The sequence below is a fragment of the Micromonospora sp. DSM 43699 genome, assembly GCF_055517075.1.
The window spans coordinates 1-16217 of record NZ_JBTMMT010000029.1 but is presented as its reverse complement, the minus strand read 5'-3'; the positions used below and the strand labels follow the sequence as shown (position 1 = coordinate 16217).

Sequence of the window (16217 nt, the reverse complement as noted above, 5' to 3'; positions counted from 1 at the left end):
CCGCCGCACCGGCCCCGCCGGAGCCGGGAAAGGACCCCGCATGAGCCTCTCGGCCACGACGGCACCGCCGTCGCCCAGCGCACCACCTCCCACACCTCCCCGGCGGCGCAGCCGGGCGATCACCCTGAACCGCCTCGACCTCAAGCTCTCGCCCTACCTCTACATCGCCCCGTTCTTCGTGATCTTCGGCATCTTCGGGTTCTACCCGATGCTGCGCACCGCGTGGATGTCGCTGCACGACTGGAACCTCATCGGCGACCACACCTTCATCGGGTTCGACAACTACACCCGGCTGTTCGGCGACGAGTACTTCTGGAACGCCACGATCAACACGTTCGGCATCTTCTTCCTGTCGACGATTCCGCAGCTGCTCCTGGCGCTCTTCCTGGCCACCATGCTCAACCGCACCTTCCTGCGGGCCCGGACGCTGTTCCGGATGGCCATCTTCATGCCCAACGTGGTCTCCGTGGCCGCCGTGGCGATCGTCTTCGGCATGCTCTTCCAGCGCGACTTCGGCCTGATCAACTGGATGCTCAGCCTGGTCGGGGTCGACGCGGTCGACTGGGACGCCCAGAAGTGGAGCTCCTGGACGGCCATCGCCTCGATGGTGAACTGGCGGTGGACCGGCTACAACACGCTGATCCTGCTGGCCGGCATGCAGGCCATCCCGAAGGACCTCTACGAGGCAGCCGCGATCGACGGCGCCAACCAGTGGAAGCAGTTCTGGAAGATCACCCTGCCGATGCTGACCCCGACCTTCGTCTTCGTGGTCACCCTCTCCACCATCGGTGGGCTCCAGCTCTTCACCGAGCCGCTGGTCTTCGCCAACGGCAACATCATCGGTGGCGACCAGCGCGAGTTCCAGACCCTGGCGATGTACATGTACGAGCTCGGCATCGAGAACCTCAGCACCGCCGGCTACGGCGCCGCGGTGGCCTGGGCGATGTTCGTCATGATCGCCCTGGTCTCGCTGGTGAACTTCCTGCTCGTCCGCCGTTCGGTGAAGTGAGGACCGCGCCGTGAACCAGGCATCCCAGCGCCTCTGGCGCACCAGCCCGCTGCTCTACATCGCGCTCGTCGTCGCGGTGCTCTTCTCGGTCTACCCCTTCTACTACATGGTGGTCATCGCCACCCGCAGCCTCGACCAGATCAACGACGTGCCGCCGCCGTTCACCCCGGCCGGCGAGTTCGGCGCGAACTTCGGGCGGGTGCTCGACAATCCGGCGGCGAACTTCCTCACCGGCCTGCTCAATTCGGTGATCGTCTCCGCGGTGGTCACCGTCTCGGTGGTGATCACCGGGTCACTGGCCGGGTTCGCCTTCGCCAAGCTGCGGTTCCGGGGCCGCAACGCCCTGCTGCTGACGATCATCGTGACCATGATGATCCCGACCCAGCTCGGCCTGATCCCGCTCTGGGGCATGATCCAGGACTTCGGCTGGTACGACACCCTCCTCGCGGTGACCGTGCCCTTCCTGGTCAGTGCCTTCGGCGTGTTCATGATGCGGCAGTACGCCATCCAGGCCATCTCCGACGAGCTGATCGAGGCCGGCCGGGTCGACGGCGCCAGCACCTTCCGGATCTTCTGGAACATCGTGCTGCCGGCGCTGCGCCCCGCCGCCGCCGTGCTCGGCCTGCTCACCTTCATGGAGACCTGGAACTCCTACCTGTGGCCGTACGCCGTGCTCACCCCCGAGAACCCGACCCTGCAGGTGTCGCTGGCGTTCCTGTCCTACGCCTACTACACCGACTACTCGCAGGTGTTCGCCGCGACCGCCGTCGGCACCGTGCCGTTGGTGATCGTGTTCATCCTGTTCGGCCGCCAGATCATCGGCGGCATCATGGAAGGCGCCGTCAAGTCGTGAGCAACCCGACCCACCCGCCCGCTGTCGGCGTACTCGACCAGGGGCCGGAACTGACCTTCCCGCCCGGCTTCCTGTGGGGCGCGGCGACCGCCGCGTACCAGATCGAGGGGGCCGCCGCCGAGGGTGGCCGGACCCCGTCGATCTGGGACACGTTCAGTCACACCGAGGGGCGGGTGGTCGCCGGGCACACCGGCGACGTGGCCTGCGACCACTACCACCGGATGCCCGACGACGTGCGGCTGATGGCCGAGCTGGGCCTGAAGTCGTACCGGTTCTCGGTCTCCTGGCCCCGGGTGCAGCCCGGTGGTTCCGGTGCGGCCAACCAGGAGGGCCTGGACTTCTACCGGCGACTCGTCGACGAGCTGCTGGCCAACGGCATCGAGCCGTGGCTCACCCTCTACCACTGGGACCTTCCCCAGCCGCTTGAGGACGCCGGCGGCTGGCCGGCCCGGGACACCGCCGCCCGGTTCGCCGACTACGCGTCGCTGCTCGCGGACGCCGTCGGTGACCGGGTGAAGTACTGGACCACGCTCAACGAGCCGTGGTGCTCGGCCTTCCTCGGGTACGGCTCCGGGGCGCACGCCCCCGGCCGCTCCGACGGGGCGGACTCGGTCCGGGCCGGGCACCACCTCATGCTCGGGCACGGGCTCGCCGTGCAGGCCCTGCGGGCGAAGCTGCCGCAGGCCCAGCTCGGCGTGACGGTCAACCTCTACCCGGTCACCCCGGCCAGCGACGCGCCCGCCGACGTCGACGCCGCCCGCCGGATCGACGGGCTGGCCAACCGGTTCTTCCTCGACCCGCTGCTGCGCGGGTCGTACCCGGCGGACCTGACCGCCGACCTGAGCGGGCTGACCGACTTCGGGCACGTCCGCGACGGCGACCTGGAGATCATCTCCACCCCGCTGGACCTGGTCGGCGTCAACTACTACAGCCGGCACGTGGTGGCCGCGCCGGTGCCCGGCGAGGAGCCGGAGAAGTACTGGCGGGCGCCGTCCTGCTGGCCGGGCAGCGAGGACGTCCGGTTCGTCACCCGGGGCGTCCCGGTCACCGACATGGACTGGGAGATCGACGCCCCGGGCCTGGTGGAGACGCTGCGCCGGGTGCACGAGGAGTACACCGACCTGCCGCTCTACGTGACCGAGAACGGCTCGGCCTTCGTCGACACGGTGCAGGACGGTCGGGTCGACGACGTCGACCGGTTGGCGTACTTCGACGCCCACCTGCGGGCCTCGCACGAGGCGATCGCGGCGGGAGTGCCCCTGCGGGGCTACTTCGCCTGGTCGCTGATGGATAATTTCGAGTGGGCCTGGGGCTACACCAAGCGCTTCGGGATGGTCTGGATCGACTACGAGACCCAGGCCCGGATTCCCAAGTCCAGCGCCAGGTGGTACGCCGAGGTGATCCGACGCAACGGTCTGGCCGCACAATAGGCAGAGGCCAGCCAGCATTCCGGACGGCCCCGCCGCGCCGCCCACCCCCGGGGGCGGCCGGCGGGGACCGTCCGACGTCGGAGGAGCAGACGATGACAACGCAACGCACCCGGTCACTCGGGCGCCCGACCCTCGACGCGGTCGCCGCCCGCGCGGGTGTCGGGCGGGGCACGGTCTCCCGGGTGGTCAACGGCTCACCCCAGGTCAGTCCGGAGGCGCGGGCCGCCGTCCAGCAGGCCATCGCCGAGCTGGGGTACGTCCCGAACCGGGCGGCCCGGGCCCTGGTCACCCAGCGGACCGACTCGGTGGCCCTGGTGGTCTCCGAGTCGGGGGAGCGGGTCTTCACCGAGCCGTTCTTCGCCGGCATCGTCCGGGGCGTCAGCTCCGGCCTGCTGGAGACGCCGCTGCAACTCTGGCTCGCCATGGTGCAGTCCCCGATCGAACGGGAACGGGTCGAGAACCACCTGACCAACCAGCACGTCGACGGGGTCCTGCTGCTGTCGCTGCACGACTCCGACCCGCTGCCCACCCTGCTGGAGGAGCGCGACCTGCCCACCGTGCTCGGCGGCCGACCGGCCCGGATGCTGCGCCACGGCGCCCGGCCGTCCTGGTTCGTCGACGTCGACAACGTCGGCGGTGCCCGCAACGCGGTGCAGCACCTGGCGCGGCGGGGCCGCCGGCGGATCGCCACCATCGCCGGCCCACAGGACATGGGCGCCGGCCTGGCCCGGCTGGTCGGCTACCGGGAGGCCGTGGAGGCCACCATCGGTGGGCTCGACCCCCGCATGATCGCGTACGGGGACTTCAGCGAGGGCAGCGGCGCGGCCTGCATGAAACGGCTGCTGGAGGCCTGCCCCGAGTTGGACGCCGTCTTCGTCGCCTCCGACCTGATGGCCTTCGGTGCGCTGCGCACGCTGCGCGAGGCGGGCCGTCGGGTGCCCGAGGACGTCGCGATCATCGGCTTCGACGACTCCCCGGTCGCCCAGCAGGCCGATCCGCCGCTGACCACTGTCTTCCAGCCGGTGGAGGAGATGGGTCGGCAGATGGCCCGCCTGCTGGTGGCCCGGATCCGGGGCGAGGACGTGCCCACCCCGCAGCTGCTGCTGGACACCGAGCTCATCCAGCGTGCCTCCACCTGAAGCGCTTCGACAGCGCCGGTGCCGTCACCGGGTCGCGCCGGGTCGGCGGGTCAGGACCAGCGGCGCAGTTCCCGCTTGGCCAGGGACGACCGGTGCACCTCGTCGGGGCCGTCGGCGAGCCGTAGGGTGCGGGCCTGGGCCCAGAGCCCGGCGAGCGGGGTGTCCTGGCTGACGCCGGCGCCGCCGTACCCCTGGATCGCCTTGTCGATCACCCACTCGGCCATCGCCGGCGTGGCGATCTTGATGGCCTGGATCTCGGTGTGCGCGCCGCGGTTGCCGACCGTGTCCATCAGCCAGGCGGTCTTGAGCACCAGCAGCCGGGCCTGCTCGATGCGCACCCGGGACTCGGCGATCCACTCCCGGACCACACCCTGCTCGGCCAGCGGCCGGCCGAACGCGATCCGCTGGTTGGCCCGCCGGCAGAGCAGTTCCAGGGCCCGCTCGGCCATCCCGACCAGGCGCATGCAGTGGTGGATCCGGCCCGGCCCGAGCCGGGCCTGGGCGATGGCGAACCCGGCCCCCTCGTCGCCGATCAGGTTCTCCGCCGGCACCCGGACGTCGGTGAAGTCGATCTCGGCGTGCCCGCCGTGCGGGGCGTCGGAGTAGCCGAAGACGGTCATGCCCCGGCGGACGTGCACCCCGGGCGTGTTCCGGGGCACCAGCACCATGCTCTGCTGGCGGTGCCGGTCGGCGGTCGGGTCGGTCTTGCCCATCACGATGAAGATCTCGCAGCGCGGATCCATCGCCCCGGACGACCACCACTTGCGCCCGTCGACCACGTACTCGTCGCCGTCGCGGACGATCCGGGTGGCGATGTTGGTGGCGTCGGAGGAGGCCACCTCCGGCTCGGTCATGCAGAACGCCGAGCGGATCTCCCCGGCCAGCAGGGGGGTGAGCCACCGTTCGCGCTGCGCCTCGGTGCCGAACTCGGCGAGCAACTCCATGTTGCCGGTGTCCGGGGCGGCGCAGTTGACCGCCTCGGGGGCCAGGTGCGGGCTGCGACCGGTCAGCTCGGCGAGCGGGGCGTACTGGAGGTTGGTCAGCCCGGCGCCGTAGCGCGGATCGGGCAGGAAGAGGTTCCACAGGCCGCGCCGGCGTGCCTCGGTCTTCAGCTCGTCGAGCACCGGGGACCGCGCCCACGGGTCACCCGCCGCCGTGACCTGCTCGGCGTGCACCGGCTCGGCCGGCAGGACGCACTCGTCCAGGAACGCGCCGAGCCGCTCGCGCAGCTCGACGGTGCGCTCGTCGTACCCGAAGTCCATCAGTTCCCCCCGACCGCGCGCAGACCGTGCTCGACAAGCGGCGGCACCATCTCGCCGATCCGGTCGAACCCACCGCCGAGGGTCTGCCCGAGGGTGTGCCGGTAGTGGATGCCCTCGCAGATCACCGCGAGCTTGAAACAACCGAGCGCCAGGTGCCAGTGCAGCGGCCCCACGTCGACGTCGCTGCGCCCGGCGTACCTCTCGATCAGCTCGGTGCCGGTGGGGAACCCCGCGCGCGGGCCGAGCCCGTCGGCGACCGGGTTGCCCTCGGCGAGGTCGCTGTCGCCGAGCACGTCCCAGTAGGTGAGCAGCAGCCCCAGGTCGGCCAGCGGGTCGCCCAGGGTGGCCATCTCCCAGTCCAGCACCGCCCGGACCGCCACCGGGTCGACGGTGGTGAGCAGGTTGTCCAGCCGGAAGTCACCGTGCACGATCCGGCCGGCGTTGACCCCCTCGGGCACCGAGGCGGCCAGCGCGTCACGCAGCTCGTCCACCCCGGGCAGCTCCCGGCTGCGGGACCGGTCGAGCTGGCCGGCCCAGCGGCGTACCTGCCGGCCGAGATAGCCCTCGGGGCGACCGAAGTCGGCCAACCCCACCTCGCCGGGGTCGACGGTGTGTAGCGCGGCGAGGGTGTCCATCATCGCCCAGGCCAGGTCGCGGCGCTGCCGGTCGGTGAGCGGATCGGTCTGCTTCCGGGTGCGCAGCACCTCGCCCGACACCCGCTGCATCAGGTAGAACGGTGCGCCGATCACCGCCGGGTCGGCGCAGCTCAGCAGCGCTTCGGGCACCGGCACGGCGGTCGGCGCGAGTGCGGAGATCACCCGGTGCTCACGGGCCATGTCGTGGGCGGTGGCCAGCACGTGCCCCAGCGGTGGGCGACGCAGGACCACCTCGTGCTCGCCGCAGCGCAGCAGGTAGGTCAGGTTAGACTTGCCGCCGCTGATCAGGCTGGCCCGCAGCGGCCCGTCGGCCAGCTCCGGCCGGTGCGCGGCCAGCCAACCGCCGAGCCGGTCGAGATCCAGCCCCGGCGGCGATCCGGCCTGCGGTGCCCCGGCCTGCGGTGCCCCGGCCTGCGGTGCCCCGGTCGGCGGTGCACCGCCGGGGAGGCTGCCGCCGGGGGGCGCGTCGACGGCCGGCTCGGTCATCCGACTAGTTGATGGCAGGTCAGCCGGGTTGTCAAGGTCGACAATTTTCCGCCCGGGACATGCCACGGCAACAGGGGCGAAATGGTCAGCCGGCAGGCTGGGAACCAGCCTGCCGGCCGTGTGCGGTCGGCCCGCCGAGCGGAGGGACAGACATGTTGCTGAGAGTTCGGGTGACCCTGCCGGACCGACCCGGGACACTCGGCCAGGTGGCCCGCACGCTCGGCGTCTCCGGTGCCGACATCGTCCAGGTGGTGGTGCTGGAACGCCTCGGCGGCCGGGCGGTCGACGACTTCACCGTCGTCTGGCCGGGCGCCGCCCGGGTCGAGGGGCTGCTCGCCGGTCTCGCCGCCATCCCGGGGGTACGCGTCGACGGGGTGTGGCGGGCGATCGGCGCGCCCACCACCACCGGTCAGGACGCAGAACTGCTCGCCCAGGTGGCGGCGAACCCCACCGACGGGGTGGCCACCCTGGTCGACGCGGTTCCCGGGCTGCTCGCCGCGGACTGGGCGGTGGCTGCCGTCGTACCCCTCGACTGGGCCTCACGTGCCGGTGGTGGGACGGCGACCGTCGGCCACGCCAGCTGGCGTGCCCCGGAGCCGCCCCGGTTGCCCGAGGTGACCCCGCTGCGGGCCCGCACGCTGACCGTCGCCGACGGCACGCACTACGCGATCGCGCCGTTCGGGCGGGCCGGTCTGGTGCTGGTGGTCGCCCGGGACCACGCCGAGCCGCTGACCGCCGCCGCCTTCCACGCCACCGAGGTGGACCGGCTCGCCCAGTTGGTCCGGGCCAGCGCGGTGATCCTCGGCGACCGGCTCGACCTGGTCGGGCCGCGGTCGGTGACCACCGTCACCTGACCTGGGCGAACGGTTGCCGCTGCGACACCGCCGGGCAACGCCACGGCAACAGGCGCCGGGCAGGGTTGGTGGTGGGGAAGGGAGTGGACATGGCGCTGTGGCGAATCCGGGCGACCGTGGACGACCGACCGGGCTACCTGTCGGTCCTCACCGCGAGTCTCGCGTTGCGGGGGGTCAACATCCTCACCGTGCAGGTGCACACCACCGAGGTCGGCGCGGTGGACGACTTCCTCGTCGACGCGCCGGACGCACTCGGTGAGGCCGACCTGATCGCGGCCGTCGAGCGGGGGCGGGGCCGGGACTGCTGGGTGGCGCGCAGCGAGGCGCGCGGCCTGGTCGACCAGCCGACCCGGGCGCTCGGGCTGGCCACCCGGCTGGTGCGGGACCCGGAGCAGACCGGTGAGGTGCTCCGCACCACGCTCGGCGCGGACGAGGTGATCTGGCGGCCGACACCCGCCGTGGCGCACGACGCGGTGGGCACCACGACCATGCTGCTCACCGACCCGGCCGGCGGCTCGTACGAGTTGCGTCGGCAGGCGCCCAGCTTCACCCCGGCGGAGTACGCCCGGGCGCAGGCGCTTGTCGAGTTGGCGGCGGCGGTGGCCCGGCGGGACGCCGACCGGGTGACCCTGGTGCTGCCCGACGGGGCGGAGCTGACCGTCCGGCCGGCGACCGCCGACGACCTGGCGGGGGTGGTGGAGCTGCACGAGGGGTGCTCGGCGCAGAGCCGGCAACGGCGTTACCTGAGCGGGGCGGCACTGCCCTCGCCGAGCCGGCTGCGTCGACTGCTGGAACCGGCCCGGGGGCTGACCCTGGTGGCCACGACGACGGCCGGCTCCGGCGGGGCGGCGGAGTCGGTCGTCGCGCTGGCCAACCTGCTCGCCGAGGGTGACGAGGCGGAGGGGGCGCTGCTCGTCCGGGACGACTGGCAACGGCGCGGCCTGGGCACCGCGCTGCTACGCCGGCTGCTCGTCCACGCGGAGCGGGCCGGGTACGCGGCACTGGTCCTGCACACCCAGGCGGAGAACACGCCGATGATCCGGACGGTGGCCCGGCTGGGCCGGCCCGCGCCGATCGAGCGGGACGGCGCGTTGCTCACCGTGACCGTCCCCCTGGTCACCCCGGCGATTGGCGGCCCGGTCACCGACGGGCTTTCGCGCCCCGGCGCGACCGTGAACGGCCCCCGGTGGACGACCCCCGACGGTGGGGGCCTACTGACTCCCACCGAGGCGTAACAACGACCCGTACGGCACCGGGCGGGGGCATTCCTCCCGGTGCATGGCCGAACTCCGATGCGGAGGACGGTACAGAGGCAGGGCCCCCGGTGCGGGGGCCCTGCCCATGTCCGGCCCCGACTGGTTCCCCGGGTGCCGTGGATGTCGTGTGGTCGTCCGGGCCCGGCTGGTCCCACGGTGCCGTGGATGTCGAGTGGTCGTCGGGGTCCGGCTGGTCCCACTGTGCTGCGGACACCGCGCGGCCGGTGGAGGACCGGACGGTAACCGGGGTGCAGCTCAGCCGAAGAAGGTGCCCGCCCGGCGGTGCCCGGAGACACAGAACCGGTTCCCCTCGGTGTCGGCGAGGAGCACGTAGGGCAGCTGACCGGGCTCGGGTTCGGCCGGGTAGTGCGGCCAGTCGACCCGGCCCGCACCCAACCCGAGCAGCCGTTCGACCTCGTCGTCGAGGTCCCGGTCTCCCACGTGCAGGTCGAGGTGGATGCGGGGGAACTCCGCCACCGGGCTGTCGCTGACGTCCATGGCGAGCGCCACTCCGGCGGTGCCGGACGGCGGCTCCAGCACGATCCACTCGTCTCCCGGGTAACGGGGCGGGCGTCGGACGTACCCCAGGGCAGCGGCCCAGAACCGGCCGGCACGGCGGTCATCGGCCACCCCCAACGACACCTGTTCGATCATCGGCATCGACCCAGGCTAGTCCCGTTGGTCCCCGACGCCGGTCCGAGCGGCCCGTCGGCCCACTCCACCCGCCCCACCTCCGAGTCCCGCCTCTTTCCCGTACCCCGCCCGCTCCCGTACCCCGCCCGCTCCCGTACCCCGCCCGTTCCCGCCCCACGGCCCCACGGCCCCACCGCAAGACCGCAAGACCGTGCTCTATCCACGATGTAGTGGCCTCGAAGCGTTGAGACGCCACCACAACATGGACAACACCGTTGCGTTAACGCCGTGGGCGGCTGGTCAACCCGGGACAGGAAGTGCCAGATCGGGGAGCGGGGTGGGCGCCCTTGGCGATCATGGAGTGGTGGTGCCGACTTTGGGGGTTCTACGGGCGTTCTGTTACCCACCACAACTCCATGATCGGCGAGGCAGCGGTGGTTGACGAACAGTCGTTCCACCTAACGCAACGGTGTTGACAACAAGGATCGAGCACGATCATGGCTGGCCCGACATCGCCTACCTCCCTGGCGCTGGCTGGTCGGGGATGGGCACCGCCGGGGGCGCCCGCCCGCCCAGGGGCGCCACCGGGATCGGGGGTGCCACGGGGTCGGGGGCGCCACCGGGGTCGGATTCGGGGCCGGAGTGGGGCCGGCGCGGGAGGTGTCTTCCGGGTGTCGTCGGGGTTGGCCCCTTCACAAACCGATGACTTAACGATTACATTGGCGAACATCCATGGGAGCGCTCCCGGCGGTTCCTCAGGTCCTCACCACCACCCGCCTCCGGCGGCACCTACCACCCGTGACGCCACCGTCCCCGCGTCCGGTAGGTGCCGCCGGAGGCATCCCCACCACCGACAGGAGTTCCGCCATGCAGCACCCGAACCGGTCCGGCCGGTCGGGCGGGGGCCGACCTCGGCTCCGCCGCCTGCTCGCCGCCGGTGCCGCCCTGACCAGCGGCCTGGCCCTCGCCGTCAGCACGCTCCCCCTCACCGCCGGGGCCGCGCCCCTCACCGCCGGGACCGCACCGGTCGCCGCCGAGCGGGTCGGCACCGCGGACCGCGCCGACGTCGCCGGCACCGGCATGTTCAACTACCCCGAGGCGTTGCAGAAGTCGCTGCTGTTCTACGAGGCGCAGCAGTCCGGCAAGAAGCCGTCCTGGAACCGGGTCTCCTGGCGGGGCGACTCTGCGCTCACCGACGGCGCCGACGTCGGGGTGGACCTCACCGGTGGCTGGTACGACGCCGGTGACCACGTGAAGTTCGGCTTCCCGATGGCGTTCAGCGCCACCATGCTCGCCTGGGGCGCGGTGGAGTACCGCGACGGGTACGTCGCCTCCGGGCAGCTCACCCCGCTGTTGAACAACCTGCGCTTCGTCAACGACTACTTCATCAAGGCGCACCCCTCGGCGAACGTGCTGTACGGGCAGGTCGGCAAGGGCGACGACGACCACAAGTGGTGGGGTCCGGCCGAGGTGCTGCCGATGGCGCGGCCCGCGTACAAGATCGATGCCAGCTGTGGGGGTGCGGACCTGGCGGGGGAGACGGCGGCGGCGATGGCCGCGTCGTCGATGGTGTTCCGGCCCACCGACGCCGCCTACGCCGACAAGCTGCTGACCCACGCCAAGCAGCTCTACACGTTCGCCGACACGGTGCGGAAGAACTACCACGAGTGCATCACCGACGCGACCAGCTTCTACAAGTCGTGGAGCGGCTACCAGGACGAACTGGTCTGGGGGGCGATCTGGCTGCACCGGGCCACCGGTGACGCCGCCTACCTGGCCAAGGCCGAGAGCGAGTACGACAAGCTCGGCACCGAGCCGCAGTCCACCACCCGGTCCTACAAGTGGACCCTCGCCTGGGACAACAAGCAGTTCGGGGCGTACGTGCTGCTGGCCAACCTGACCGGCAAGCAGAAGTACGTCGACGACGCCAACCGGTGGCTCGACTACTGGACGGTCGGCGTCAACGGCCAGAAGGTGCCCTACTCGCCCGGCGGGATGGCCGTCCTCGACTCCTGGGGCGCGCTGCGGTACGCCGCCAACACCAGCTTCGCCGCGTTTGTCTACAGCGACAAGACCACCGACGCCACCCGCAAGGCCCGGTTCCACGACTTCGCCGTCCGGCAGATCAACTACGCGCTCGGCGACAACCCGCGCAAGTCGAGCTACGTGATCGGGTTCGGTGCCAACGCGCCGAAGAACCCGCACCACCGCACCGCGCACGGTTCCTGGTGGGACAGCCAGACGGTGCCTGTCGAGACCCGGCACGTGCTCTACGGCGCGCTGGTCGGCGGCCCGTCCTCGGCCAACGACGCGTACACCGACAGCCGGTCGGACTACGTGATGAACGAGGTTGCCACCGACTACAACGCCGGTTTCACCTCCGCCCTGGCCCGGCTCTCCCAGGAGTACGGCGGCAGCCCGCTCGCCGACTTCCCGGTCGCGGAGAAGCCGGACATCGCCGAGCTGACCGTGGAGACCACGGTGATGCAGGCCGAGCCCCGGGCCACCGGGCTGAAGGCGGTCGTCTACAACAAGTCGGCGTTCCCGGCGCGGGCGCTGACCAACGGGAAGTTCCGCTACTACTTCCGCCCGGAGGGCAGCACCGCCGTCCAGGTCACCCCCGGCTACACCCAGGGCTGCCCGTCGCCGTCGACCGCCAAGCAGCTCTCCGGCGACATCTGGTACGTCGAGGTGGACTGCACCGGCCACACGATCGCCCCGGCCGGGCAGTCGCAGCACCGGATGGAGGTGCAGTTCAAGATCGGCGTGCCGGAGGGCGGCACCTGGGACCCGACCAACGACCCGTCGTACCAGGCGACCGCCGGTCCGAACCCGAAGGTGCCGCTCTACGCCGGGACCACCCGGGTCTGGGGTGACGAGCCGACCTCGACGCCCACCGACACCACCCCGCCCACCGTCCCCGGCACCCCCGTCGCCTCGGCGGTCACCCCCACCGGCCTGACGCTGACCTGGCCCGCCTCCACCGACACCGGCGGCAGCGGCCTGGCCGGCTACGACGTCGCCATGGAGCCGGTCGGCAGCGACGTGCGCTCCTCCTACCGCACCACCACCAACAGCATCACGCTGACCTCGCTCTCGCCGGCCAGCAACTACCGGTTCTCGGTGCTTGCCCGCGACGGTGCCGGCAACAGCTCGTTGTGGTCGTCGCCGCTCGCGGTGGCCACCCCGGCCGGCACCGGTTCGGACACCACCGGTCCGACCCCGCCCGGCACCCCGACCGCGTCGAACATCGGCGCGAACGGGGTCACCCTGAGCTGGACGCCGTCCACCGACAACGTCGGGGTCCTCGCCTACCGGGTCTACAAGACGTCCTGGCCGGCCCATCTCGTCGTCGCCACGGGCACCGGCACCACCCAGCAGGTGACCGGGCTGACGCCGGACACGTCGTACGGGTTCTACGTGGTGGCGGTGGACGCCGCCGGCAACCCGTCGACCCCGTCCAAGACCCTCACCGTGCAGACCCTGCCGGGCACGTCGACGCCGACGCCGACGCCGACCTCCACGCCGACGCCGACCCCCACGCCGACCCTGCCCGCCTCGTCGTGCAAGGTCGGTTACACCACCAGTGACTGGACCAGCGGCTTCACCGCCAGCATCAGCATCACCAACACCGGCACGACCGCGCTCAACGGCTGGACGCTGGCCTTCACCTTCCCCACCAGCGGGCAGAAGGTCGGCCAGGGCTGGTCGGCGACGTTCGCCCAGACCGGTGCGGCGGTGACCGCGACCAGCATGACCTACAACGGGGCGCTCGCCCCGGGCGCGTCCACAAGCATCGGGTTCAACGGCACCCACACCGGCAGCAACCCGAAGCCGACCACCTTCACCCTCAACGGGGCCGCCTGCACGGTCTCCTGACCATCGACGTGACGTGGCCGGCACCCCACCCTGGGTGACCGGCCACGTCGCGTCGGACCGGGTCGGCCAAAAATGTTCCGATACTTTTCCGAAACATCTTTGTTCAGACCGGTGCATGGTGGAAACATCGGCGACATTAGATGTAACAACCGAGACGTCCGGTCGTCCCGCCCGACGGCCCGGGTGTCGGCCAGCAAGGAGACCACGATGGCAACGAGTCCATCCGTTCACCACGGCGGGGGTCGGCGACGGCGATCACCCGCCGTCCGGGCGCTGCTCGCCGGCGCGGTCAGCGTCGTGACGGTGGCAGCCGTCGCGGTGATGATGCCGTCGGCGAACGCCGCCGCGACCACGCTGGGCGCGGCCGCCGCGCAGTCGGGCCGGTACTTCGGCACGGCGATCGCGGCCGGCCGGCTCGGTGACTCGACGTACAGCACGATCGCCGGCCGCGAGTTCAACATGATCACGGCCGAGAACGAGATGAAGCCGGACGCGACGGAGCCGAACCAGAACCAGTTCAACTTCACCTCCGGCGACCAGATCTACAACTGGGCGACCCAGCGGGGCCTGAAGGTCAGGGGTCACACCCTGGCCTGGCACGGCCAGCAGCCCGGCTGGATGCAGCGCATGAGCGGCAGCGCGCTGCGCAGCGCGATGATCAACCACATCAACGGCGTGATGGCCCACTACAAGGGCAAGCTCGCCGCGTGGGACGTGGTGAACGAGGCGTTCGAGGAGGACGGCAGCCGTCGTCAGTCGAACCTCCAGGGCACCGGCAACGACTGGATCGAGGTGGCGTTCCGGACCGCGCGGGCCGCCGACCCGTCGGTGAAGCTCTGCTACAACGACTACAACATCGAGAACTGGTCGTACGGCAAGACGCAGGGCGTCTACCGCATGATCCAGGACTTCAAGTCCCGGGGCGTGCCGATCGACTGCGTCGGCCTGCAGACCCACTTCACCGGTGGCAGCTCGCTGCCGAGCAACTTCCAGACCACGCTGTCCAGCTTCGCCGCCCTCGGCGTGGACGTGGCGCTGACCGAGGTCGACGTCACCAACTCCTCGACCACCCAGTACGCCGGGCTGACCCAGGCGTGCCTGAACGTGCCGCGCTGCATCGGCATCACGGTGTGGGGCGTACGCGACAGCGACTCCTGGCGCTCGAACGAGAGCCCACTGCTGTTCGACGGTGGCGGCAACAAGAAGGCCGCGTACAACTCGGTCCTCAACGCGCTCAACGCGGCCCCCCCGACCTCCGGGCCGACCACGGGCCCGCCCACGAGCCCGCCCACGAGCCCGCCGACGAGCCCGCCCACGAGCCCGCCGCCCTCCGGCGGCGCCGGACGGATCGTCGGCGTGCAGTCGGGCCGGTGTATCGACGTACCGAACTCCACGCAGACCAACGGCACCCGGGTGCAGCTCTACGACTGCAACAGCCAGTCGAACCAGCAGTGGACGTACACCGCCAGCAAGCAGTTGCGGGTCTACGGCACCAAGTGCCTGGACGCGAACGGCGCGGCCACCGCCAACGGCACCGGAATCATCATCTGGGACTGCAACAGCGGGGCGAACCAGCAGTGGAACATCAACTCCAACGGCAGCATCAGCGGTGTGCAGTCCGGCCGCTGCCTGGACGTCTGGGGCACCGGTAACGGCCAGCAGGTCCAGTTGTACGACTGCCACGGGCAGACCAACCAGCAGTGGCGGACCGACTTCGGTGGCAGCACCCCGCCGCCGACCACCACGCCGCCGCCGACCACCACCACGCCGCCGCCGACCACGCCGCCGGCGGGTGGCTGCGCGCTCCCGTCGACCTACCGGTGGTCGTCGACCGGCGCGCTGACCAGCCCGAAGAACGGCTGGGTCTCGCTCAAGGACTTCACCAACGTCGTCTACAACGGTAAGCACCTGGTCTACGGGTCGTACGTCAACGGCAGCGGCCAGTACAGCTCGATGAACTTCAGCACGTTCACCAACTGGTCCGACATGGCCTCGGCCGGCCAGAACGGCATGAGCCAGGGCACCGTGGCGCCCACGCTGCTGTACTTCGCCCCGAAGAACATCTGGGTGCTGGCGTACCAGTGGGGACCGACCTCGTTCAGCTACAAGACGTCGAGCGACCCGACCAACGCCAACGGCTGGTCCTCGGCGCAGACGCTGTCCACCGCCACCCTCCCGGACGCCCCGTACGGCGTGATCGACCAGACCCTCATCGGCGACGACCAGAACATGTACCTCTTCTTCGCCGGGGACAACGGCAAGATCTACCGGTCGAGCATGCCGCTCGGGAACTTCCCGGGCAGCTTCGGCTCGAGCTACACGACGGTCATGACCGACTCGACCAACAACCTGTTCGAGGGCGTCGAGGTCTACAAGGTGCAGGGCCAGAACCAGTACCTGATGATCGTCGAGGCGATCGGGAGCCAGGGGCAACGCTACTTCCGGTCGTTCACGTCCACCAGCCTGGGCGGCTCGTGGACCCCGCAGGCCGCCAGCGAGAGCAACCCCTTCGCCGGCAAGGCCAACAGCGGTGCCACGTGGACCAACGACATCAGCCACGGTGACCTGGTCCGCACCAACCCCGACCAGACCAAGACCGTCGACGCCTGCAACCTGCAGCTGCTCTACCAGGGCAAGGACCCCAACGCGAAGGACGACTACAACCTGCTGCCGTGGCGGCCGGGTGTACTGACCCTCCAGCGCTGAGCGCACATCCGTTCGCGCACAACCGGGGCGTGCCCGGCACCAACGGTGCCGGGC

11 protein-coding genes are annotated in these 16217 nt (G+C 71.1%); 8 read left to right on the top strand and 3 right to left on the bottom strand.

The genetic code is table 11. The annotated features are described in order from the left end of the window. The first annotated feature begins 40 nt into the window (after positions 1-40). The 4 genes from AC0AIB_RS16230 to AC0AIB_RS16215 all read left to right on the top strand — a co-directional run bounded on the left by AC0AIB_RS16230 (position 41) and on the right by AC0AIB_RS16215 (position 4431). Complete coding sequence (locus tag AC0AIB_RS16230) at positions 41-1009, top strand: carbohydrate ABC transporter permease (protein ID WP_328338672.1); 969 nt, start codon at positions 41-43, stop codon at positions 1007-1009. Between the two features lie 10 nt (positions 1010-1019). Continuing rightward, positions 1020-1862, top strand: a complete 843-nt coding sequence (locus AC0AIB_RS16225) for a carbohydrate ABC transporter permease (protein ID WP_328338670.1) — start codon at positions 1020-1022, stop codon at positions 1860-1862. Further along, positions 1859-3292 (top strand): GH1 family beta-glucosidase, encoded by a 1434-nt coding sequence (locus tag AC0AIB_RS16220; RefSeq protein ID WP_328338669.1) that lies wholly within the window; start codon positions 1859-1861, stop codon positions 3290-3292. The genes AC0AIB_RS16225 and AC0AIB_RS16220 overlap by 4 nt, the downstream gene beginning before the upstream one ends. A 92-nt stretch (positions 3293-3384) precedes the next feature. Then, complete coding sequence (locus AC0AIB_RS16215) at positions 3385-4431, top strand: LacI family DNA-binding transcriptional regulator (protein ID WP_328338668.1); 1047 nt, start codon at positions 3385-3387, stop codon at positions 4429-4431. 50 nt (positions 4432-4481) lie between these two features. Here AC0AIB_RS16215 and AC0AIB_RS16210 read toward each other — a convergent pair whose 3' ends face one another. Both AC0AIB_RS16210 and AC0AIB_RS16205 read right to left on the bottom strand, forming a co-directional pair. Continuing rightward, positions 4482-5693, bottom strand: a complete 1212-nt coding sequence (locus AC0AIB_RS16210; protein WP_328338666.1) for an acyl-CoA dehydrogenase family protein — start codon at positions 5691-5693, stop codon at positions 4482-4484. After that, positions 5693-6835, bottom strand: a complete 1143-nt coding sequence (locus tag AC0AIB_RS16205) for a phosphotransferase family protein (protein ID WP_465096985.1) — start codon at positions 6833-6835, stop codon at positions 5693-5695. Before AC0AIB_RS16205 ends, AC0AIB_RS16210 begins: the two co-directional genes overlap by 1 nt. 152 nt (positions 6836-6987) lie before the next feature. Between AC0AIB_RS16205 and AC0AIB_RS16200 the strand changes: the two genes are divergently transcribed. Both AC0AIB_RS16200 and AC0AIB_RS16195 read left to right on the top strand, forming a co-directional pair. Beyond that, complete coding sequence (locus AC0AIB_RS16200; protein WP_328338662.1) at positions 6988-7689, top strand: ACT domain-containing protein; 702 nt, start codon at positions 6988-6990, stop codon at positions 7687-7689. A gap of 89 nt (positions 7690-7778) precedes the next feature. Then, on the top strand, positions 7779-8924 hold the full coding sequence (locus tag AC0AIB_RS16195) for a GNAT family N-acetyltransferase (RefSeq protein ID WP_328338661.1): 1146 nt from the start codon (positions 7779-7781) through the stop codon (positions 8922-8924). 276 nt (positions 8925-9200) lie between these two features. Here the strand turns inward: AC0AIB_RS16195 and AC0AIB_RS16190 are convergent, their stop codons facing one another. Continuing rightward, positions 9201-9605 (bottom strand): VOC family protein, encoded by a 405-nt coding sequence (locus tag AC0AIB_RS16190; protein ID WP_465096984.1) that lies wholly within the window; start codon positions 9603-9605, stop codon positions 9201-9203. 840 nt (positions 9606-10445) lie between these two features. Between AC0AIB_RS16190 and AC0AIB_RS16185 the strand changes: the two genes are divergently transcribed. Continuing rightward, positions 10446-13457, top strand: a complete 3012-nt coding sequence (locus tag AC0AIB_RS16185; protein WP_465096983.1) for a glycoside hydrolase family 9 protein — start codon at positions 10446-10448, stop codon at positions 13455-13457. A gap of 207 nt (positions 13458-13664) precedes the next feature. Further along, positions 13665-16163 (top strand): non-reducing end alpha-L-arabinofuranosidase family hydrolase, encoded by a 2499-nt coding sequence (locus AC0AIB_RS16180; RefSeq protein WP_465096982.1) that lies wholly within the window; start codon positions 13665-13667, stop codon positions 16161-16163. Positions 16164-16217 lie beyond the last annotated feature (54 nt).